This window comes from Duganella vulcania (genome assembly GCF_009857655.1).
Classification (GTDB): Bacteria; Pseudomonadota; Gammaproteobacteria; order Burkholderiales; family Burkholderiaceae_D; genus Rugamonas; species Rugamonas vulcania.
In genome coordinates this window covers 1-19,432 of the sequence record NZ_WWCX01000020.1, presented here as the reverse complement: position 1 = coordinate 19,432, position 19,432 = coordinate 1, and the positions used below count along the sequence as shown (strand labels likewise).

The 19,432-nt window shown below is 66.5% G+C and carries 19 protein-coding genes and 1 pseudogene; 9 read left to right on the top strand and 11 right to left on the bottom strand.

The window, feature by feature from the left end; all coding sequences use genetic code 11:
- Nucleotides 1–50 precede the first annotated feature (50 nt).
- The 3 genes from GTP90_RS14040 to GTP90_RS14030 are packed head-to-tail and all read left to right on the top strand — an operon-like array spanning nt 51 to nt 2,471.
- Complete coding sequence (locus tag GTP90_RS14040) at nt 51–1,022, top strand: branched-chain amino acid ABC transporter permease (protein ID WP_254451862.1); 972 nt, start codon at nt 51–53, stop codon at nt 1,020–1,022.
- Nucleotides 1,019–1,777, top strand: coding sequence for an ABC transporter ATP-binding protein (locus GTP90_RS14035; protein ID WP_117011121.1), 759 nt, complete (start codon nt 1,019–1,021; stop codon nt 1,775–1,777). Before GTP90_RS14040 ends, GTP90_RS14035 begins: the two co-directional genes overlap by 4 nt.
- Nucleotides 1,770–2,471: an ABC transporter ATP-binding protein gene (locus GTP90_RS14030; protein ID WP_161084132.1), complete on the top strand. Its 702-nt coding sequence runs from the start codon at nt 1,770–1,772 to the stop codon at nt 2,469–2,471. The genes GTP90_RS14035 and GTP90_RS14030 overlap by 8 nt, the downstream gene beginning before the upstream one ends.
- A 9-nt stretch (nt 2,472–2,480) precedes the next feature.
- Here GTP90_RS14030 and GTP90_RS14025 read toward each other — a convergent pair whose 3' ends face one another.
- The 3 genes from GTP90_RS14025 to GTP90_RS14015 all read right to left on the bottom strand — a co-directional run bounded on the left by GTP90_RS14025 (nt 2,481) and on the right by GTP90_RS14015 (nt 4,088).
- The gene (locus GTP90_RS14025) at nt 2,481–2,942 is read right to left on the bottom strand and encodes a cache domain-containing protein (protein WP_161084131.1); all 462 of its coding nucleotides are present in this window, start codon (nt 2,940–2,942) and stop codon (nt 2,481–2,483) included.
- A 77-nt stretch (nt 2,943–3,019) separates the two neighbouring features.
- Nucleotides 3,020–3,481 (bottom strand): cache domain-containing protein, encoded by a 462-nt coding sequence (locus GTP90_RS14020; RefSeq protein WP_161084130.1) that lies wholly within the window; start codon nt 3,479–3,481, stop codon nt 3,020–3,022.
- Nucleotides 3,482–3,593: 112 nt separating this feature from the next.
- Nucleotides 3,594–4,088 carry a MarR family winged helix-turn-helix transcriptional regulator gene (locus GTP90_RS14015; RefSeq protein ID WP_161084129.1) on the bottom strand — a complete coding sequence of 165 codons (495 nt, stop codon included), beginning with the start codon at nt 4,086–4,088 and terminating at the stop codon, nt 3,594–3,596.
- A gap of 109 nt (nt 4,089–4,197) precedes the next feature.
- Here GTP90_RS14015 and GTP90_RS14010 point away from each other — a divergent pair, with 109 nt between their 5' ends.
- Genes GTP90_RS14010 through GTP90_RS14000 form a run of 3 tightly spaced genes read left to right on the top strand, consistent with a single transcriptional unit; the run spans nt 4,198 to nt 7,391 of the window.
- On the top strand, nt 4,198–5,229 hold the full coding sequence (locus tag GTP90_RS14010; protein ID WP_161084128.1) for an aromatic ring-hydroxylating dioxygenase subunit alpha: 1,032 nt from the start codon (nt 4,198–4,200) through the stop codon (nt 5,227–5,229).
- The gene (locus GTP90_RS14005) at nt 5,226–6,191 is read left to right on the top strand and encodes a PDR/VanB family oxidoreductase (RefSeq protein ID WP_161084127.1); all 966 of its coding nucleotides are present in this window, start codon (nt 5,226–5,228) and stop codon (nt 6,189–6,191) included. Before GTP90_RS14010 ends, GTP90_RS14005 begins: the two co-directional genes overlap by 4 nt.
- Before the next feature lie 15 nt (nt 6,192–6,206).
- Nucleotides 6,207–7,391 (top strand): ABC transporter substrate-binding protein, encoded by a 1,185-nt coding sequence (locus tag GTP90_RS14000; protein WP_161084126.1) that lies wholly within the window; start codon nt 6,207–6,209, stop codon nt 7,389–7,391.
- Between the two features lie 5 nt (nt 7,392–7,396).
- Here GTP90_RS14000 and pcaCD read toward each other — a convergent pair whose 3' ends face one another.
- From pcaCD to pcaH, 4 genes are read right to left on the bottom strand one after another with little or no spacing between them, the layout of a single operon-like run.
- Entirely contained in the window at nt 7,397–8,659 is a 1,263-nt protein-coding gene (gene pcaCD / locus GTP90_RS13995) for a bifunctional 4-carboxymuconolactone decarboxylase/3-oxoadipate enol-lactonase PcaCD (RefSeq protein ID WP_161084125.1), read from the bottom strand.
- Nucleotides 8,656–10,059 carry a 3-carboxy-cis,cis-muconate cycloisomerase gene (pcaB, locus tag GTP90_RS13990; protein WP_161084124.1) on the bottom strand — a complete coding sequence of 468 codons (1,404 nt, stop codon included), beginning with the start codon at nt 10,057–10,059 and terminating at the stop codon, nt 8,656–8,658. The genes pcaCD and pcaB overlap by 4 nt, the downstream gene beginning before the upstream one ends.
- Nucleotides 10,060–10,077: 18 nt before the next feature.
- A complete protein-coding gene (locus GTP90_RS13985; RefSeq protein WP_161084123.1) occupies nt 10,078–10,611 on the bottom strand; it encodes a peptidase associated/transthyretin-like domain-containing protein in 534 nt (177 codons plus the stop codon).
- Between the two features lie 12 nt (nt 10,612–10,623).
- Nucleotides 10,624–11,316 (bottom strand): protocatechuate 3,4-dioxygenase subunit beta, encoded by a 693-nt coding sequence (gene pcaH, locus GTP90_RS13980; protein ID WP_161084122.1) that lies wholly within the window; start codon nt 11,314–11,316, stop codon nt 10,624–10,626.
- Nucleotides 11,317–11,460: 144 nt separating this feature from the next.
- Between pcaH and GTP90_RS13975 the strand changes: the two genes are divergently transcribed.
- Nucleotides 11,461–12,234: an IclR family transcriptional regulator domain-containing protein gene (locus GTP90_RS13975; protein WP_161084121.1), complete on the top strand. Its 774-nt coding sequence runs from the start codon at nt 11,461–11,463 to the stop codon at nt 12,232–12,234.
- Between the two features lie 91 nt (nt 12,235–12,325).
- Complete coding sequence (locus GTP90_RS13970; RefSeq protein ID WP_161084120.1) at nt 12,326–15,226, top strand: ligand-binding sensor domain-containing protein; 2,901 nt, start codon at nt 12,326–12,328, stop codon at nt 15,224–15,226.
- A 1-nt stretch (nt 15,227) separates the two neighbouring features.
- Here the strand turns inward: GTP90_RS13970 and GTP90_RS13965 are convergent, their stop codons facing one another.
- Nucleotides 15,228–16,118 (bottom strand): helix-turn-helix domain-containing protein, encoded by an 891-nt coding sequence (locus tag GTP90_RS13965; RefSeq protein ID WP_161084119.1) that lies wholly within the window; start codon nt 16,116–16,118, stop codon nt 15,228–15,230.
- A 125-nt stretch (nt 16,119–16,243) separates the two neighbouring features.
- Between GTP90_RS13965 and GTP90_RS13960 the strand changes: the two genes are divergently transcribed.
- Nucleotides 16,244–17,410 (top strand): 4-hydroxybenzoate 3-monooxygenase, encoded by a 1,167-nt coding sequence (locus tag GTP90_RS13960; RefSeq protein WP_161084118.1) that lies wholly within the window; start codon nt 16,244–16,246, stop codon nt 17,408–17,410.
- 5 nt (nt 17,411–17,415) lie between these two features.
- On the opposite strand, the gene GTP90_RS13955 is transcribed toward GTP90_RS13960, so the two are convergent.
- The 3 genes and pseudogenes from GTP90_RS13955 to GTP90_RS13945 all read right to left on the bottom strand — a co-directional run.
- The gene (locus tag GTP90_RS13955; RefSeq protein WP_117011105.1) at nt 17,416–17,634 is read right to left on the bottom strand and encodes a hypothetical protein; all 219 of its coding nucleotides are present in this window, start codon (nt 17,632–17,634) and stop codon (nt 17,416–17,418) included.
- Between the two features lie 24 nt (nt 17,635–17,658).
- A complete protein-coding gene (locus GTP90_RS13950) occupies nt 17,659–18,585 on the bottom strand; it encodes a PaaX family transcriptional regulator C-terminal domain-containing protein (protein WP_161084117.1) in 927 nt (308 codons plus the stop codon).
- Nucleotides 18,582–19,432: pseudogene (locus tag GTP90_RS13945) on the bottom strand (permease); the annotation flags it as partial. The gene GTP90_RS13950 and the pseudogene GTP90_RS13945, both read right to left, overlap by 4 nt.

Sequence of the window (19,432 nt, the reverse complement as noted above, 5' to 3'; positions counted from 1 at the left end):
CTGAAGTGGAAGTCAAACCGGCGCCCGCCGCCGTCAACAAGGTGCAGAGAATGAGCCAACTCCGTTTGCCGCACGACCGCTGGTCGCCGCTGGAAATCGCCTTCTGGCTGCTGCCGGTGGCCGCGTATTTCGCCTTCCCCGGCTATCTGGTCCTGATCAGCCAGATCATGATCATTGGCCTGTTCGCATTGTCGCTGGACCTGATGCTGGGCTATGCCGGCATCGTCTCGCTGGGCCATGCGGCCTTCTTCGGGCTGGGCGCCTACACCGCCGGGCTGCTGTCGGTGCACGGCTGGAGCGAACCATTCAGCGGCCTGCTGGCCGGCGCTGCGGTGGCGGGCCTGTTCGGCTTCGTCGTCTCCTTCCTGGTGGTGCGCGGCCAGGACTTGACGCGCCTGATGGTCACGCTGGGCATAGGCCTGATGCTGTTCGAGGCGGCCAACAAGGCATCCTTCCTCACCGGCGGCGTGGACGGCTTGTCCGGCATGGTGGTCGGTAAATTGTTCGGCGCCTTCGAATTCGATTTGAACGGCAACGTGGCTTTCTGCTACAGCTTCGCCGTGCTGTTCATCGTGTTCGTGGTGCTGCGGCGGGTGGTGAAGTCGCCATTCGGTTTGAGCCTGGTCGGCATCCGTGAGGGCGTGCGGCGCATGCCGGCGCTGGGCGTGAACGTCAACCGCCGCCTGGTGGCCGTGTTCACGCTGGCCGCCACGGTGGCCGGCCTGGCGGGCGCGCTGCTGGCGCAGACGACGCAGTTCGTCGGCCTCGATTCGCTGGGCTTCCCGCGCTCGGCCGAGCTGCTGATCATGCTGGTGCTGGGCGGGACCGGCCGGCTTTACGGCGCGCTGGTTGGCGCCGCCGTGTTCATGCTGGCGCAGGATTACATCGCCGGCCTCAATCCCGCTTACTGGCAGTTCTATATCGGCCTGCTGTTAATGGTGATCGTGCTGTTTGCGCGCGGCGGCATCCTGGGCGGCCTGGAAAAAATGGCGTCGAGTTTCAAACGGAAGGAGCAGGCATGAGCCAGGACATCACTCTGCGCACGGAAGGCTTGACCAAGCGCTGGGGCCCATTCGTCGCCAACAGCGACGTAAGCCTGACCTTCGAACCGGGCGCGCGCCACGCGCTGATCGGCCCCAATGGCGCCGGCAAGACCACCTTCATCAACCTGCTGACGGGCGGTTTCATGCCCAGCAGCGGCAAGGTCTACCTGGGCGGCGAGGACATCACGCACCTGCCGCAGCACCAGCGGGTGCGGCGCGGCATGACGCGCACCTTCCAGCTCAACACCCTGTTCGCCGGCATGACGGTGCTGGAATCGGTGGCGCTGGCGGTGTGCGAGCGGCGCGGCCTGCAATCGGTGTGGTACAAGACGGTCGCCAAACACGCCGACGTGATCGACGAGGCGATGGCCTTGCTGGCGACGCTCAAGCTGACCGACCAGGCCAACAGCGTCACGCGCAGCATGGCTTACGGTAAGCAGCGGCTGGTGGAGATCGCGTTGGCGCTGGCGACCAAGCCGCGCATCCTGCTGCTGGACGAGCCGGCGGCCGGCATTCCGCAGGCGGAGAGCAAGGAGCTGTTCGAAGTGCTGGCGCAGCTGCCGCGCGACGTGACGGTGCTGTTCATCGAACACGATATGGGACTGGTGTTCCGCTTCGCCGACCGCATCACGGTGCTCGTCGGCGGCAAGGTGCTGACCGAAGGGACGCCGGCGGAGATCGCGGCGGACCCGCGCGTGAAGGAAGTTTATCTGGGGGAGGCCGAACATGGCTGAATTGCTGGCGCTCGATAAAGTCACCGCCGGTTACGGCGAGTCCATCGTTCTCGAAGATGTATCGTTCACACTGAACGAGGGTGACAGCCTGGCGCTGTTGGGCCGCAATGGCGTCGGCAAGACCAGCCTGCTGGTGACGCTGATGGGATTGACGCGGCTGCACGGCGGCGGCATCCGCTGGGCCGGCAGCGACATCGCGCGCATGCCCACGCACCGGCGTTCGCGCGCGGGCCTGGGCTGGGTGCCGCAGGAGCGGCACATGTTCCCGTCGCTGACGGTGGAGGAGCATCTGACGGTGGTGGCGCGGCCAGGCCGCTGGAACCTGCAGAAGATCTACGAGATTTTCCCGCGGCTGGCGGAACGCCGCGCCAACATGGGCAACCAGCTGTCAGGCGGCGAGCAGCAGATGGTGGCGATCGCCCGCGCGCTGATGACCAATCCGCGCATCCTGTTGCTGGACGAGCCGATGGAGGGACTGGCGCCCATCATCGTGCAGGAACTGGTGAAGGTGATACGGCGGCTGGTGAAGGAGGAGGGCATGTCGGTGATCGTGGTGGAGCAGCATGCGCGGCTGGCGTTGTCGTTGACACAGCGCGCCATCGTGCTCGATCGCGGCCGCATCGTGCACGACTCGGACAGCGTAAGCCTGCTGGCCGACGGCGACAAGCTCGATCGCCTGGTCGCCGTGGCGTGAGGCGGGGGATTATTTAGGCTTGTAGATGCCAGCGCCGACGGTGTACTTATCCTCGGCCTGGCGGATATAGGAGGTCTTGTCCTCCAGCGCCTTGGTGACGGGATTGACCCAGACGTAATCGACCCAGCCGGGTTTCTTCGACTGTGCCACATCCCGCATCTCCTGCACGAACTTTTTGCCGTTGGCGTCCTTCAGCTGGGACATGTCCTTGCCGTTCATCTTGGGCGTGGCGGCGTGGCAGACCATCATCATCTGCCCATCCTGCACGAACACATACAAGTCTCCCTGCATGAAGCCGCCCTTCGGGTCGGCGAAGTCTTTGCAGGCTTGTTCTATCCCTTTTTTCTGTATGTTGGCCACGGCCTTGTCCACCAGGGCGATGGCGTCGGCCTTGGTGGCGGTTTGCGCGAGGACCGGCAGGGCGGGGGCCAGCAGCGCGGCGGTCAGGCCGGCGATAACGTAACGTTTCATGACGACTCCTGTTTTGATGGTAGCGGCATTCTGCGATGCCGCCACCAGCTTACCGCGCCCGCGGCTGGCGCGCCAGCTTACTTTTTATCGTAGATGCCGACACTGACCATGTATTTTTCATCCGCCCTCTGTACAAAGGCGGACTTGGGCTCCAGCGCCTTGGAGGTCGGGTTGGGCCAGACATAGTCCACCCATCCCGGCTTCCCTGACAGCGCGATCTTCTTCATCTCCTGGGTGAAGTATTTGCCGTTGGAGTCTTTCAGTTCGGTCATGTCCTTGCCGTTCATTTTAGGCAGCAGCGGATGGCACACCATCTTGCACTGCATGTCCTGCACCACGACATACACGTCGCCCTGGATGTATCCGGCCTTTGGATCGGCGAACTGTTTGCAGGCCTGCTCCACGCCGGCTTTCTGGATGGTGGCCACCGCTTTTTCCGCGAGTTCGGTGGCGGCGGTCCTGGCGGCGTTCTGTGCGAGCGCGGGCAGGGCGGGTATAAGCAGCATGGCGGTCAGGCCGGCGATGGCATAGCGTTTCATGGGGTCTCCTGTTGTGGTTATCGGTCCACCCGAACGACGGGCGGCCAATCCCATGATACTTGAACTGTGTGCGATTAAAAGACCTTTGTGCGGCAACCGCACACTATGTTTTTCAGCCTTCCATGCGCGCCGCAGGTGCGGCGCTGCTCAACGGCGCCCGGCTTTGCTCGTTGTTTTCCTGCACAAGCTTGGTCAGCAGCGCCATGAACTGCAGCTGCTCGGCGCCGGTCAACGGCGCCAGCAAACGCCGGCGTAAGCGCTGGGAGCCGGGGATCAAATCGCGCAGCAGCTGTTCGCCGGCGCCGGTGATGGTGAGGGCGCGCTGGCGGCGGTTGGTCGGAATCACGGTGCGCGTCAGCAGGCCCTTTTCCTCCAGGCGCGCGCAGACGGTGGCGCCGGTCGAAGTGTCGATGCCGCTGATGGCCGACAGCGACACCTGGTCGATGCCTCCGTGGCTCTCAAGATTGCGCAGCATCGCGTACTGCACCGGCGTCAGCTCGCTGCCCATTTCATCGTAAAAAATCGACACCGAGATTTGCTGCGCGCGCCGCAGCAAATGGCCCGGATGTTCGAATAGGCTGGTCAGTTGACTCTCTGTTTCTGGCATGGCGTGGTCTCTGCGAAAAGAATTCATCCCGGCTGTTTACATCGCCGGTTTACGGACTATACTCTACAACATTCAGTGCACTGAATAATAACCAAAACAAGGAGACGCGATGTACCCAAAAAATACCTGGTATGTGGCCTGTACCCCGGACGAAATCGAGACCAAGCCGCTGGGGCGCCAGATCTGCGGCGAGAAGATCGTGTTCTATCGCGGCGCTGAAGGAAAGGTCGCGGCGGTGGAAGACTTCTGCCCGCATCGCGGCGCGCCGCTGTCGCTGGGCTTTGTGCGCGACGGCCAACTGGTGTGCGGCTACCACGGCCTGGAGATGGGCTGCGACGGAAAGGTGATCAGCATGCCGGGCCAGCGCGTGCGTGGCTTCCCTTGCATCCGCAGCTATCCGGTGGAGGAGCGCTACGGATTTATCTGGGTCTGGACCGGCGACCGTGAACTGGCCGATCCGGCCTTGATCCATCATCTGGAATGGGCGGACAATCCTGCTTGGGCCTACGGCGGCGGCCTGTATCACATCAACTGCGAATACCGCCTGATGATCGACAACCTGATGGACCTGACGCACGAGACCTATGTGCATGCGTCGAGCATTGGCCAGAAGGAGATCGACGAGGCGCCCGTCAATACAAAGGTCGAGGGCGAGCAGGTCATCACGAGCCGCTACATGGAGAACATCATGGCGCCGCCGTTCTGGCGCGCCGCGCTGCGCGGCAACGGCCTGGCGGACGACGTGCCGGTGGACCGTTGGCAGATCTGCCGCTTCACGCCGCCGAGCCATGTGATGATCGAAGTTGGCGTGGCCCACGCGGGCAAAGGCGGATACGACGCGGCGCCGGAGCACAAGGCGTCCAGCATCGTGGTCGACTTCATCACGCCGGAAACCGAAACCTCGCACTGGTACTTCTGGGGCATGGCCCGCAACTTCAAACCGGACGACAAGGAACTGACGGACTCCATCCGCACCGGCCAGGGCAAGATCTTCGGCGAGGACCGTGAGATGCTGGAGCTCCAGCAGGCCAACATCCTGCGCCACCCGGAGCGCAAGCTGCTGATGTTGAACATCGATGCCGGCGGCGTGCAATCGCGCCGCATTCTGGACCAGTGGATGGAGAAGGAGCAGGGCGCATGAGCGCCGGCTTGCTGCAAGTGCGTGTCGAACGCCGGCATGCGGAAGCGGAGGATATCTGCAGTTATGAGCTGGTCAGCGCCGACGGCGCCGCGCTGCCGGCTTTTACGGCGGGCGCGCATATCGACGTGCATGTCGGCCCGGGCCTGGTGCGGCAGTACTCGCTGTGCAATCCGCCGCATGAGCGCCACCGCTACCTGATCGGCGTACTGCGCGATCCATCGTCGCGCGGCGGTTCGAAAGGCATGCATGATGACGTGCGGGCCGGCGCCACGCTGCAAATCAGCGAACCGAAAAACCACTTCCCGCTGGCCGATGCTGAACAAAGCCTGCTGCTGGCGGGCGGCATCGGCGTCACGCCGATCCTGGCGATGGCGGAAGCGCTGTCGGCGCGCGGCGCGGCGTTCCAGATGCACTACTGCGCGCGCTCGCCCGAGCGCACCGCGTTCCGCCAGCGCATCGCCGACGCCCCGTTCGCGGCGCAGGTGCACTTTCATTACGACAGTGGCGACGCCGCGCAAAAGCTGGACCTGCCCGCGCTGCTGGCGCAACTGGACCGCGGCACCCACATCTACCTGTGCGGCCCGGCCGGATTCATCGACCACGTCAAGGCAGCGGCCAAGGCGCAGGACTGGCCGCAGGACCAGCTACATCTTGAATACTTCGGCGCCGCCGCCGTGCCGGCAGCCGATGGCGACCAGCCGTTCGAGGTGAAGCTGGCCTCCAGCGGCAAGGTGTACGCCATCCCGGCCGGCACCTCCGTGTTGCGCGTGTTGAACGACGCCGGCGTGTTCATTCCCGCCTCGTGCGAGCAGGGCGTTTGCGGCACCTGCCTGACGCGCGTGCTAGACGGCGTGCCCGACCACCGCGACCTGTACCTCGAAGAGTCGGAGCAAGCCGCCAACGACCAGTTCACCCCTTGCTGTTCCCGTTCCAAGACCCCGACGCTGTTGTTGGACTTATAAAAAATAGGAGACACCATGCCAGACCGTATCAACCACCAACGCCGCCACCTGCTGTTGGGCGCCGCCGCCTTGTCGGCCGGCGCGCTGCCCACTTTCGCCCGCGCCGCCGAACCGCTGAAGGTCGGCCTGATTGTGCCGATGTCCGGACCTTTCGCTTCCACCGGCCGCCAGATCGAGGCGGCGGTCAAGCTGTACATGCGCCAGAACGGCGCCAGCGTGGCAGGGCGTCCGATCGAGATCATCCTCAAGGACGACGGCGGCGTGGCGCCGGACGTGACCAAGCGGCTGGCGCAGGAACTGGTCTCGCGCGACAAGGTGCAGGTACTGGCCGGCTTCGGCCTCACGCCGTTGGCCTTCGCCGCCGCGCCGGTCGCCACGCAGGCCAAGGTGCCGATGATTGTGATGGCAGCCGCCGCGTCGGCTGTGCCGCAGCGGTCACCGTACATCGTGCGCACCGGCTTCACGCTGGCGCAGGTGACGGCGCCGATGGCTCATTGGGCGTCCAAAAACAAGATCAGGACTGCGGTGACCTTGGTCAGCGATTATGGACCGGGGCTGGATGCGGAGAAGGTGTTCGTCAAAGGCCTGCTTGAAGGCGGCGGCAAGGTGGCCGACAGCCTGCGCGCACCGCTTCGCAATCCGGACTACGCGCCGTTCCTGGCGCGGGTGCGGGACTTGAAACCGGATGCGCTGTTTGTGTTCGTGCCGTCGGGCGAGGGCGCGGCGGTGCTCAAGCAGTTCACCGAGCGAGGGCTGGCCGCCGCCGGCATACGGCTGATCTGCACCGGCGATGTGCTGGACGACGACCTGATGGCCAGCATCGGCCAGGCCGCCGCCGGTGTGGTCAGCAGCCACCATTACTCGGCCGCGCATCCGTCGGCGGAGAACAAGGCGTATGTGGAAGCCTTCGGCAAGGCCAATCCGGGCATGCGGCCCAACTTCCATTCGGTCGGTGCCTATGACGGCATGCACCTGCTGTACCAGGCGCTCAAGCAGACCAACGGCGACAGCGACGGCGATAAGCTGCTGGCGGCGATGAAGGGCATGGCGTGGACCAGCGTGCGCGGCCCGGTCAGCATCGACGCCGCCACGCGCGACATCGTGCAGACCGTGTACATCCGCAAGGCCGAGGCCAACGCTGGCTCCTACTTCAACATCGAGTTCGACCAGACCGACAAGGTGCGCGATCCGGGCGTTTAACGCGTCTACAAACCGGCCAGGAAGCCTGTGACAGCCGCCGCGAACAGCGCCGGCTGTTCGACCGCGCCCAGGTGCGACGCCCCGGGCAGTACGACCAGCGCGGCGCCGGGTATGGCTTGCTGCACGATCTGCGACATGGCGACCGGAGTTCCCTGGTCCAGCTCACCGGCGATGAGCAGCGTGGGCACGGCGATGGCGCCCAGCCGGTCCGTCGTGTCCACAGTGCCGACCGCGTTGCAGCAGCCGATGTAGCCGGTGCTGTCTGTGCTGAGCAGGCGGCGGCGGAAGCGCGCCACAGTGGCCGCGTGCTCGGCGCGGAAGGCGTCGTGGAAGTAGCGGCCCATCACCGCGTCGGCGATCACCTCGATGCCCTGTTCGCGCACGGTGGCGATACGCTGCTGCCACGCTTCGCGCGCTGTCTCGGGATAGCGGGAGGTGGTGTTGCCCAGCACCAGCGCGCGCACCAGCGACGGATGGCGCAGCGCCACCTCCTGGCCGACCATGCCGCCCATCGACAAGCCTATCCACACAACCGGGCCGGTATCGAGTTCGCGTAGCAGCGCGGCTGCGTCGTCGGCCAGGTCGGCCATGGTGTACAAGCCTTGCGGTGCGGACGAGGCGCCGTGGCCGCGATGGTCGTAGGCGATCACGCGGCAGTCGGTGGCCAGTTGGTTGGCCAGGCTGTCCCACATGGTCAGGTCGCAGCCGAGGGCGTGGCTCAGCACCACCGTGTGGCGCGGCGCCTTGCCGCTGCGCGGTTCGCGCACCGTGTAGTGCAGCGCGGGCTGGCCGGCACTGCGGCCCTCGCGGCCGATGCCGGGATGGTTGGAGGCGGCAGGCGACGCCGGCTCCAGCGTGTAGCCGATCTGGGGACCGACTTCGCGCAGGATCGCCATCGCGTGGCCGAAGGCGGTGTTGGCGGCGGGGACACCGGCGTAGATCGCCGATTGCATCAGCACTTCCTTCAATTCGTCCGGCGACAGGCGGTTGGCCGCGTCGCCCAGCAGCGCGGCGCGCACGTGCAGTTCGAATTCCTCCCAGCGGCCCAAGGCGATGGTGGTGGCGAGCACCATGGCGCGACGGGTCTTCTGTTCCAGGCCCGGACGGCCCCAGATGTCGTTCCACGCAAAGCGTGTGATCATGTTCTGGAACTCGGCGTTGAAGCTGTTGGCGTTGGCGAGGGATTTGTCCACCCAGGCGTCGCCGAGGATGGCGCGGCGGTTGTTCAGTCCACGTTCGAAATCGTGGTCGATGGGATCGAAGCTCATGCGGATGTCCTGTGAGGGAATGGGGTGGAGTTCAGTGCCGCGATCTGCTCGCGCAGGCTTTGCAGCTGATGCTGCGCCAGGCGCTGGGCCGGCAGCGCCGCGGCGGCGGGATCGAACAGCGTCGCCAGCGCGGCCGGATCGACCTGCTTGCGCAACTGCTCGTCCGCGCGCACGCCATCGGCCAGCACCTCGGCCAGATTGCGTCCGCTGGCCAGCGCCTCGGCGCTCATCGCTTCCAGCAGGCTGTGGGCCGCCGGGCGGCCGATGCTGGCGGCCAGCCAGGCCGATGCCGCCTCGGCGAACACCAGTCCCTGCAAGGCGTCGATATTGCGCCGCATGCGGGCCGGATCGACGTGCAGGCCGGCGAGGGCGTCGTTCAGTGCTTGCAGGGCGCCGTGCGCGCTGAGGAACAGCGTTGGCCATTCGGCGAGTTCGGCCTGCCAGTTGCCCAGGCCTCGTTCATGCTGCTGACCCATGCTGGCCAGCAGCGCGGCCGCGTGCTGCGGCGTGCGGGTGGCGGCGGCCAGCGCGATCATGGCCGATACCGGGTTGCGCTTGTGCGGCATGGCGGAGGAGCCGCCGCGTCCATTGCCGGACGGTTCGGCCAGTTCGGCGATTTCGCCCTGCGCCATCAGGCTGATGTCGGTGGCGATCTTGCCCAGGCTCCCGGTGAGGACCGCCACTTCCAATCCCAGTCGCACCCACTCGTCGCGCTGCGTGTGCCAGGTTGCATCCGCGACCTTCAGGCCGAGGTCCGCCGCCACCTGCGCCGCCACCGCCGTGCCATGTTCGCCCATCACGGACAAGGTGCCGACCGCGCCGCCCAGTTGCAGCTGCAACGCGCGGGTGGCGCATTCGCGCAGACGCGCGCGGGCCCGCACCAGCGGCGCCAGCCAGCCGGCCACTTTGAAACCGAAGCTGCTTACCTGCGCCGGTTGCATCAGCGTGCGCGCCAGGACCGGCGTGGCCACATGCCGGTCCGCCAGCTGCAGCACGTGGCCGGTCAGGTCGTGCAGGCCGTCGTCCAGCAGCTGCAAGGCGTCGCGCGTGGCCAGCACCATGGCCGTGTCGATCACGTCCTGGCTGGTGCTTCCCCAATGGACGCGGGCCGCCGCCTCGGCGTCGTACAGTGCCACGGTCCGCGTCAGCTCGCGCACCAGCGGAATGGCCAGGCTGCCGGCGCGGCGTCCGGCGCTGACGATGGCCGGGATGTCGTACAGCTGCGCGTTGCAGACGCCGGCGATGGCGCGCGCCGACTGCGCCGGCAGCATGCCTTGCCTGGCCTGCGCTTCGGCCAGCGCCTGTTCGAAGCGCAGCATGGCCTGCACGATCGCCGCGTCGTCGAAGACGGCGATCATGTCCGGCGTGGTGAGGAAACTGTCGAAGATGGATACGCTCAATTGAACTCCGCTGGCAGGTCAGGCATAGTCGAAGAATGCGGTCTCTTTGTCGGACTGCATCCAGATGTCCCAATGATAGACCCCCGGCGCGGTCTTGCGGGCGACCAGCGTGGCGCGGCGTTCCGCGGGCACCTGCGCCAGTATCTCCGATTGCGCCAGGCCGCTGTCGTCCTCCAGGAACACGGCGGTGAACTGGTGCTTGACCAGGCCGCGCGCGAACACGGTGATGAAGGTGGCCGGGGCGCCGCTCACCGGCGCCGCGCATTGCGACAGCCGCAGGCTGAATTCTCCCTTTTCTCCGCTGGGCACGCGGCGGAAGCCAGGCAGCGCCTGGGCCGCTTCCGCGCCGGCGGCTTCCGGCTGCCAGGCTTCGATCTGGGCGTCGTTGATCGGCGTGCCGTCGCCGTCGTAGATCGTGCCGCTGATGGTGATGGTTGGCGCGCTGGTTTCCAGCGTGGCGGCGGCGCTGGCGTCGACCGCCCACTGCCAGGCTGCGTGCGAAAACGGTCCGATGGTTTGCGAGGTGGTGATCGCAGTGGTAATGTGGCTCATGCGGGAACTCCTTTAAATGCCCATCGGCGTGGCGTCGCGGCCGCGCAGTACGATATCGAATTCATAGCCCAGCATCTTGTCGCTGTCGGTGTACTCCAGGCTGAAGCGGGAGATCAGGCGCTGGCGCGCGGCCAGGTCCGGGATGCTCTGGAAGATCGGGTCGTAGGCGAACAGCGGATCGTTGGGGAAGTACATCTGCGTGACCAGGCGCTGCGCGTACACATTGCCGAACAGGGAAAAATGAATGTGCGCAGGGCGCCAGGCCTTCTCGTGATTACCCCACGGGTAGGGGCCGGGCTTGATGGTGACGAAGCGGTAGCGGCCATCGTCGTCGGTCATCATCTTGCCGATGCCGTAGAAGTTGGGATCGAGCGGCGCGTCGTGCTGGTCCTTCTTGTGCCAGTAGCGGCCCGCCGCGTTGCACTGCCAGACCTCCAGCAGCGAATTGCGAACCGGCTTGCCGTCTTCGTCGACCACGCGGCCGGTGACGACGATCTTCTCGCCCAGCGGCGCGCCGTGGCCGTGCGCCGTCAGGTCCATATCGTTGGGCAGCAGGATGCGCGGCGAGGGGATCAGGTTGTCCTCCACCGGCTGGCCGGCGCGGATGCGCAGCAGCGGCTGGGCGGGGCCGCGCTTGAGCGTGGACTTGTACGAGGGGTAGATCAGTTCCGGGTAGACGCCGGACGGAATGGCATCGAATTTCAAGACGGGCCTCCTGTTGGTTGTTCTGGTTTGTGTGGCAACCATGTTAGGGAAAGCGCCTGGGCGTCACAATACGCCGCCGTCGGATGAAATTCGCTATGCGCCCATTTTGTGCGATACTCGCACAAATCGCCATTTTTCTCGCTTATGACCACTGAAAACGACGCACCCGCCGCGCGCGACATGGTGGCCGGCCTTGAAAAAGGCCTGCTGGTGATCGCCGCCTTCGACCAGGAGCGCAGCCGCCTGAGCATCGCCGAGGTGGCCGAGCGCACCGGCCTGACCCGCGCCGCCGCGCGCCGCTACCTGATCACGCTGACGCACCTGGGCTATATGCGGCACGAGAACAAGCTGTTCGCGTTGACGCCGATGGTGCTGCGGCTAGGCCAATCGTATCTGCATTCGGCGCGGCTGCCGCGCATCGTGCAGCCCTTGTTGTACCGGCTGGCCTACGCGCTGGGCGAGGCGGCATCGGCCGGCGTGCTTGATCACGACCAGCTGGTGTGCGTGGCCGCCGTCAGCGCCGGGCAGCTGGTGTCGGTCACGCTGCAGCCGGGCACCCGCGTGCCGGCCTACTGCACCGCCAATGGCCGCGTGCTGCTGGCGCACCTGCCGCAGCCGCAGATCGACGTCTTCCTGGAACGCGCGCAGCCCGAGCGCATCACCGAGCACACCATCGTCAGCAAGGAGCGCCTTGCGCTGGAGATCGCGCGCGCCCGCGCGCAAGGCTACGCGCTGGTGGACCAGGAGCTGGAACTGGGCCTGCGCACCATCGCCGTGCCGCTCAAGAATTTTCGCGGCGACGTGGTGGCGGCGATGAACATCAGCGTCCACGCCGGCCGCATGCCGCGCGAGGAGATGGTGGAGCGCTGCCTGCCGGCGCTGATCAAGATGCAGGTGGAACTGAACGCGTTGTTGTAAAGCGGTGCGGGACCGGTTGCGTCGTCATTGCAAATCGGCAATACTGCCTTGGATAAGAGCCTCGATCGACCGAACCTGTAGCGAAATGATAGTGAACCTCTTGAATTCCCGTGTGTTGGCGCGGACGCTGGCGCGCCTGGCGGCCTGCCTCCTGTGCCTGGGCGCGGCCCGCGCACAGCAATTGCCGCTGCGGTACTTCACCCAGCAGGACGGCCTGGGGAACCTGAGCGTGATGGCGCTGGTGCAGGACCGCGCTGGCTACCTCTGGCTGGGCACGGAGAATGGCCTGTTCCGCTATAACGGCGCGCGGTTCGAGCGTTACGGCCGGGATCAGGGCTTGCAGCAAACCGGGATCACGGCGCTGCTGGCGCAAGGCGACCAGCTGTGGGTAGGGACCGGCGAAGGCTTGTACCGGCGGGTGGGCGAGCGCCTGGTGCCGCTGCAGTACCAGGGCAAGCACCTGTCCATCTGGGCCGGCCAGATGTTCGCACCGGGCCGCGACGGCCCGCTGTTGTTCGTCAGCGCGCGGCACCTGTACCGGCTCACCGACAAGCCGGGTGGCGCTGTCATCGAACCATATTTTTCGGCTCGCCAGCTCAAGGACCAGCCCAAGCTGGAGGATATCAGCAGCGTCGCCGTGGACAGCGGCGGCCTTTGGCTAGGCTGCGGCGGATCGGTGTGCCGCGCCAATGATGCCGGCGTCACCGTCTGGGGCGAGGCGGCCGGCGTGCCTGTCGATTATTGGAGGACCATCCTGCCAGCCGCCGACGGCACGCTTTGGGCGCGAAGCGAACTTCGTGTTATCGCGCTGCCGCCTGGCGCTACCCGGTTTGTCGACCGGGCGCCGCCCAGTGACGTGATGCACAAGGCATCCCAATTGTCGGCGCTGGGCGATGATGGCGCGGGAGCTGTGTTCACCAATACCGACACCGGCCTGGCGCGTTGGCGCGACGGCCGTTGGGAGTTCTTCGGCCCAGGTAACGGCTTGCGGAGCGCGGGCGGCGTCAACGCCACGCTGGTGGACCGCGACGGCGGCCTGTGGCTGGGCACGCGCGGCCGGGGACTGGTTCAATGGCGCGGCTACGGCCAATGGGAAAACTGGAGCTCGGCCCAGGGCTTGCAGGACGACGTCGTCCTGTCATTCGCACGCGACGGCCAGGGGCGCATGCATGTGGGTTCGCGATCCGGGCCGGCATTGCTGGAACAGGGCGCTCTGCGCCCGATCGCCGCGCATGCCGATCACCAGTGGGCGGATCAGGCGGTGGACCGCAGTGGCAGGGTCTGGGCGGGGACCTACCTCGGCCTGCTGTTCCGGCATGATCCTGCGACCGGGGTCGAGGTTCAGGTGGCGACGCTGCCGCCCATCCTGCACCTGCGCATGGACCGCGACGGCGCGCTCTGGATAGGCACCAGCAACGGCGTGTACCTGCTGGAGCATCCCGAGCTGGGTGGCCAGCCACGCCTGGCGCCCGGTTCGGCCGCCTTGGGCGATCTGACCGATGAATCCATTAACAGCAGCTGCCAAAGCGCCAACGGCGATCTGTGGTTCATCAGCGAGCATCTGCTGCTGCAATATGACGGGCGACGCTGGCAACGCCACAAGCTGCTGGACGCGGACGGCACCGACTCGTTCTCGACGATCGCCTGCGCGGCCGATGGCTCGTTCTGGATAGGCAGCTCGGGCACCGGCTTATGGCGGGCGGCGCCCGGCAAGCGAGGGATCGAACTGCGTCTGGCGGCGCCCTTGCCAGGCCTGTCCCTCATGGCCTTGCACATGGATCGGCGTGGATGGCTGTGGATGGGCAGCGACGCCGGCATCGTGGTGCGCAACGGCGAACGCTTGCGGCGGCTGGACCAGGACGATGGCCTGGTCTGGAGTGATGTCAACGGGCGCGGATTTTATGAAGACGCCGACGGCTCGATGTGGATCGCCACCAGCAACGGCGTTTCGCATGTTCTGCATCCTGAGCGCCTGTTTCCGCTGCCGGCGGTGGACGCGGTGCTGGAGAATGTCATGCGCGGCGGCCAGTACATCGCCTTGCAGGACGGCGCGTCCTTGCGTTGGAGTGACGAAGCGCTCAATTTCAGCCTGGCCAGTCTCACGTACCAGCACCGCGCCGGACTGCGTTTCCGCTACCGGTTGGATGGGCTGGAGCAGGGATGGTCCCAGTCGGCGGCGCCCGATATCCGCTATGCGTCGCTGGCCCCTGGACGTTATCGCCTGCAGTTCGGGATCACGGATGTGGAGACGGGGGCGATGCCGGCGCTGCGCGAGATCGGCTTCACCGTCACCCCGCCGTGGTGGCGGACCACGGCGTTCTACGTGTTGTGCGCGCTGGCCCTGGCTGGCGCGGTCTTCGCCTTCCACCGCTACCGCATCCGCGCGCTGACCCGCAGGACAGCGCGGATGGAGAAACTGGTGCGGGAACTGGTGAGCGAACGCACGCGGGAGCTGGAGAAGTCGCAGGATGCGCTGCGCCTGCGCGCCATGCAGGATGGCCTGACCAAGGCATGGAACCGCGCCGCGATGATGGAATACCTGGAGCAGGAAGTGCTGCGCGCGAGCCAGCTGCGGCGGCCCTTCCTGGTGGTGCTGCTGGATCTGGACCACTTCAAGCGCATCAACGACACCCACGGCCACCTGGCCGGCGACAGCGTGCTGCGCGAGGTAGTGGCGCGTCTCGGCGGCGCGGTGCGATCCAGCGACCTGGTGGGCCGCTATGGCGGCGAGGAGTTCCTGCTGCTGTTGCCGGAGCTGGACCAGGCGCGCGGCAAGGCGCAGCTGGAGCGCCTGCGCGGTGTGATCGAAGCGGCGCCGGTGCCGATCGGCGACGGCAAGGCCATCGATGTCACGGCCAGCTTCGGCGTGAAGGAGTTCGATCCGGCCAAGCCGCTGACGCCATTGGAGCTGATCGGCCAGGCCGACGCCGCCCTTTACCGCGCCAAGGCGCAGGGCCGCAACCGCGTGGTGTTCGACGGCGGTGAGGCTTGAATCAACCGGCGCGGAACTCCTTCGGCGTCCGGCCCATGCGCTTCTTGAACAGGCGGCTGAAGTAGGCCGGATCCTGGAACCCCAGCTCGTAGGCGATGCTGGCGATGCTGGACGGCAGGTAGGTCAGCTTGCGGCAAGCCTCCAGCATCAGCCGGTCCTGCGTGATGTCGAAGGCCGATTTGCCGGACAGCTTGAGGCACAGGCGATTGAGCCGCGTCGGCGTGGCCCTAAGCGCCTCGGCATACTGGCCGATTTGCCATTGTTCCTTGTAGCGCCGTTCCACCTCGGCGCGGAAGCGGCTGAATAGTTCGAAGTCGCTTCGGCCCGACTGGTCGGCCAGGCGCCGCTCGGCGTGCAAGCGCACCAGCAACAGCAAAGCGCTGCGCGCCAGCCATTCCAGCATCAGCGTGTGGCCGTATTGCGGCCACGCCGCCTCCGTCAGCAGGTTTTGCAGCAGCGACTCCAGGCGCGCGCGCAGCTCCGGCTGGCCGGACAGGTCGATCATCAGCGGTTCGACGAACAGCGGGGAGTACAGGTCGCCGTGGTTCTCCGCCACCGCGAACACCACGTTCTGGTCCACCGTCAGCACGTAGCCGTGCGCCTCGGCCGAGAAGTCGAAGCCGTGCACCACCGACGGGTGCAGCGTGATGACGGCCGGCGCGCGGCATTCCCAGACGGCGCCGTCGACGCTGGCGCGCACTTCGCCGCCATAGAGGAAAAGTACCTGAAACAGGCCGGCGTGGGTATGCTTTTCGATGTGCCAGTGGTGCACCCGGCTGCGGGTTTCTATCAGCTCGATATGCACGAATTCGGCGTTTTCCACCCGTGTTTGCTCGCCGTACAGGGCGAACTGCGGGACGTCTGGCGGTGCCGGTTTTGCGTTGCGGGTCATGGAGGCGGGCGCCGATGGAAGTGGATGGGTGTCGAAATAGTACAAGTTTTATGCCGATTCATCCATTTTTTTTGCGATGGCCCGGCGCTACGATGGCGGCACACTAACACCATATCGGAGACAACATGCGTACCCAGGTAACCATTATCGGCGCCGGCCCAGCGGGCCTGCTGCTATCCCATCTGCTGCACTTGAGCGGCATCGAATCGATCGTGCTGGAGACGCGCAGCCGCGCCGACATCGAGGCGACCATCCGCGCCGGCGTGCTGGAACAGGGCACGATGGACATCCTCGCCAACGCCGGCGTCGGCGCCCGCATGAAGGCCGAGGGCGCGCTGCACCACGGCGTGGAACTGGCTTTCGGCGGCCGGCGCCACCGCATCGACCTGACCGAATTGACCGGCAAGGCCATCACCGTCTATCCGCAGCATGAGGTGATCAAGGACCTGGTGGCGGCACGCCTGGCCGCGCAGGGGCAGCTGCTGTTCGAAGTCAGCGGCGTGCAGCTGCAAGGCGTAGACACCACCACGCCGTCTGTGAGTTTTGTGCGTGCGGGCGAGGCGGCGCGCATCGATGCCGATTTCGTCATCGGCTGCGATGGCTACCATGGCGTGACGCGGCCGGCCATGCCGCCGCAGGGCCGCGAGGACTTCACCCGCAACTACGGCTTCGGGTGGTTCGGCATCCTGGTGGAATCGGCGCCGTCATCGGATGAGCTGATCTACGCGCGTCACGATCGTGGCTTTGCGCTGGTCAGCAAGCGCACGCCGACGGTGCAGCGCCTTTACTTCCAGTGCGATCCGGCCGATCACGTCGACAACTGGTCGGACGACCGGATCTGGGCCGAGCTGCACGCGCGGCTGGAGAACAACGACGGCTGGCGCGTCAACGAGGGCCGCATCTTCCAGAAGGGGATCATTGGCATGCGCAGTTTCGTGTCGACGCCGATGCAGGCGGGACGCCTGTTCCTGGCCGGCGACTCGGCCCACATTGTACCGCCGACCGGCGCCAAGGGCATGAACCTGGCGGTGTCGGATGTGAACGTGCTGGCGCAGGGGCTGGAACAGTTCTACCGGCAGGGCCGGGACGATCGCCTGCAAGGCTACACGGATGCCGCGTTGAAGCGCATCTGGCGCGCCGAGTACTTCTCGTGGTGGATGACCAGCCTGCTGCACACCTTCGCCGACGCCACGCCGTTCCAGCGCGAGATGCAGCGCGCCGAATTGGAGTGCGTGGTCAGCTCGCGCGCAATGGCGACCGCGCTGGCGGAAAACTACGTCGGCGCGTTCTGACCGCGTCAGCGTTTCCTGCCCGGCGACGCCACGGCCGCCATGGGCGCGCGCGGGCTGGCCGCACCGAACAGCGCTTCGACCATCGGGTCGCGGCGCACCACGGTCTTGTTGGCGCGCAGCGGTTGGCAGATGTCGTCGATCAGGCGGTGTATGCGGCTGCCTTCGCGGCTGATGGTGACGCTCAAGGTGGGACCGTTGTAGAAGGTCTCGATGATGGATTCCATAGGTTTCTCCTGAATGTATGGACCTTATGCCGTCAGCACATGGTCGGATGTAAGTAGCGGGCGGCGTATCCGCGCGACGCCGGGGGCAGGGCTGGGCGCCGCCGCGGCGGCCGTCACCGTCTGGATATGGCGGCGCGCCTGTCCGGCGCAGCGGCAGTACAGGGCCACGTAGGTCTGGTAGGCGGCCATCGCCGGCCACGAAACCGGCAGCAGCTCCTGCGGCAGCAGCGGATCGGCGCGGCGGCAATGCTGGTAGCCGTGGCTCACCAGCAGCCGTATCGCGAAAGCTTGCGCGTCGCTGATGGCGCCGTGCTGGTCGAGCAGCTTGCGCAAGGGTTGGAAGCGCTGCTGGAATTCGCGATACAACGCGTCGGCGGCATCCAGGTCCCATTCGCTGCGGCCGAACAGCGGCTGGCGCATCGCCGCGGCCAACTGCGTGCCGCTGACGTCGAACGACGCCAGCCCGTGGTCTTCCGAGGCGGACGCGCCCTCGATGCCGGCGCAGTACGATGCTGGCCGCGCCAGCAGGTTGTGCGCCAACGGGCAGTAGTCCAGTGCCAGCAGGCGCTTGCGCGCGGCGGTGTAGCGGGCGGCGCTGATGCCGCCGCTGTTGACCAGGATGGTCCACTCTTCGGCGAAGCTGCGGGCCGGCGGAATGTCGAGCCGTTGGCGCGCGGCGCGCACCGCGGCCGCCGTGGCCGGGGTCAGCATGCACAGGCTGCGGCGGCCATGGCGCTCGACCCGGATAGCCTGGTGTTCGGTCAGGCGGAACAGCGCCGTGCGGATCGCCCGCTCCTGGAAGCCCAGTGGCTCCATCAGCGTGATGGCACTGGCCAGCCATTGGCTCTTTTGCCCGAATAACTGGGCTTCGCTGAACATCAGTACCAGCATGGTGTTCAGGCGCGGCCTGGCTTGCCGCAGATAGTCTTCGAGATAGCTTTCGGTATTCATGTTGGTGCCGTAACGGATAAGGGGGAGCCGGACGCTGGGCGCAGCCGCCAGTACAGGCGCGCCGCCGTGGCCAGGTTGTACCAGAGCCAGAGGCAGGCCACGCACATCAGGGCGGCGGCCGGCCGGGCCAGCGCGTCGGGGCGCAGGCAGGCGGCCACCAGCAGCAGCAAGGCTGCCGCGTGGGCCCAGAACTGCCACTTCGCGCGGGACTCGGGAATGATCTTGTTAATGCCGGGGAGCTTGTGTCCGGGGCTTGGCGCCTCTTCGCGCAGGTGGTACCAGGTCAGGAAGGGCACGATCTTGTACAGCATGCCGTGGATGGCCGATTGCGCGACGCCGGCCACCAGCAATACGCCCAGCAGCAGCGGGCGCGCATTCGACTCCGCAGGCCACAGCCACACCACCAGCGCGGCCAGCACGCTGGCCATCGCGGTGCGCCAGTACAGCGTGGTGGGATCGGCGGTCGGGCGGGTGCGGCGCGCCAGCAGGTACAGGGTGCAGGCGCCGAACACGCCGTAGCCGGCGCCCAGCAGCACGGTGCAGGCCTCGTGGAACAGGCGGGCCGGCCCTTGCAGGCCACTCGACAGCGAGGATGCCGTCAGCAGCAGGAACATGGCGGTGGTGTAGCAGCCGGTCAGCAGCGCGGGATAGGGCGGCGTGACCATGAACATCGGCACCACCTGGAAGGCGATGGCGATCACCAGCAGGCCGACCCACCCCTGCAGGCCCCACATGGCGTGCAGGTCGGTCAGGCGGGCCAGCGGCCAGCCGGTGGCGCCGGGCCAGGCGAAGGCGCCGGCCAGCAGGCCGCCCAGCACCATCGTCACGGCCAGCGCGGCCAGCGCCA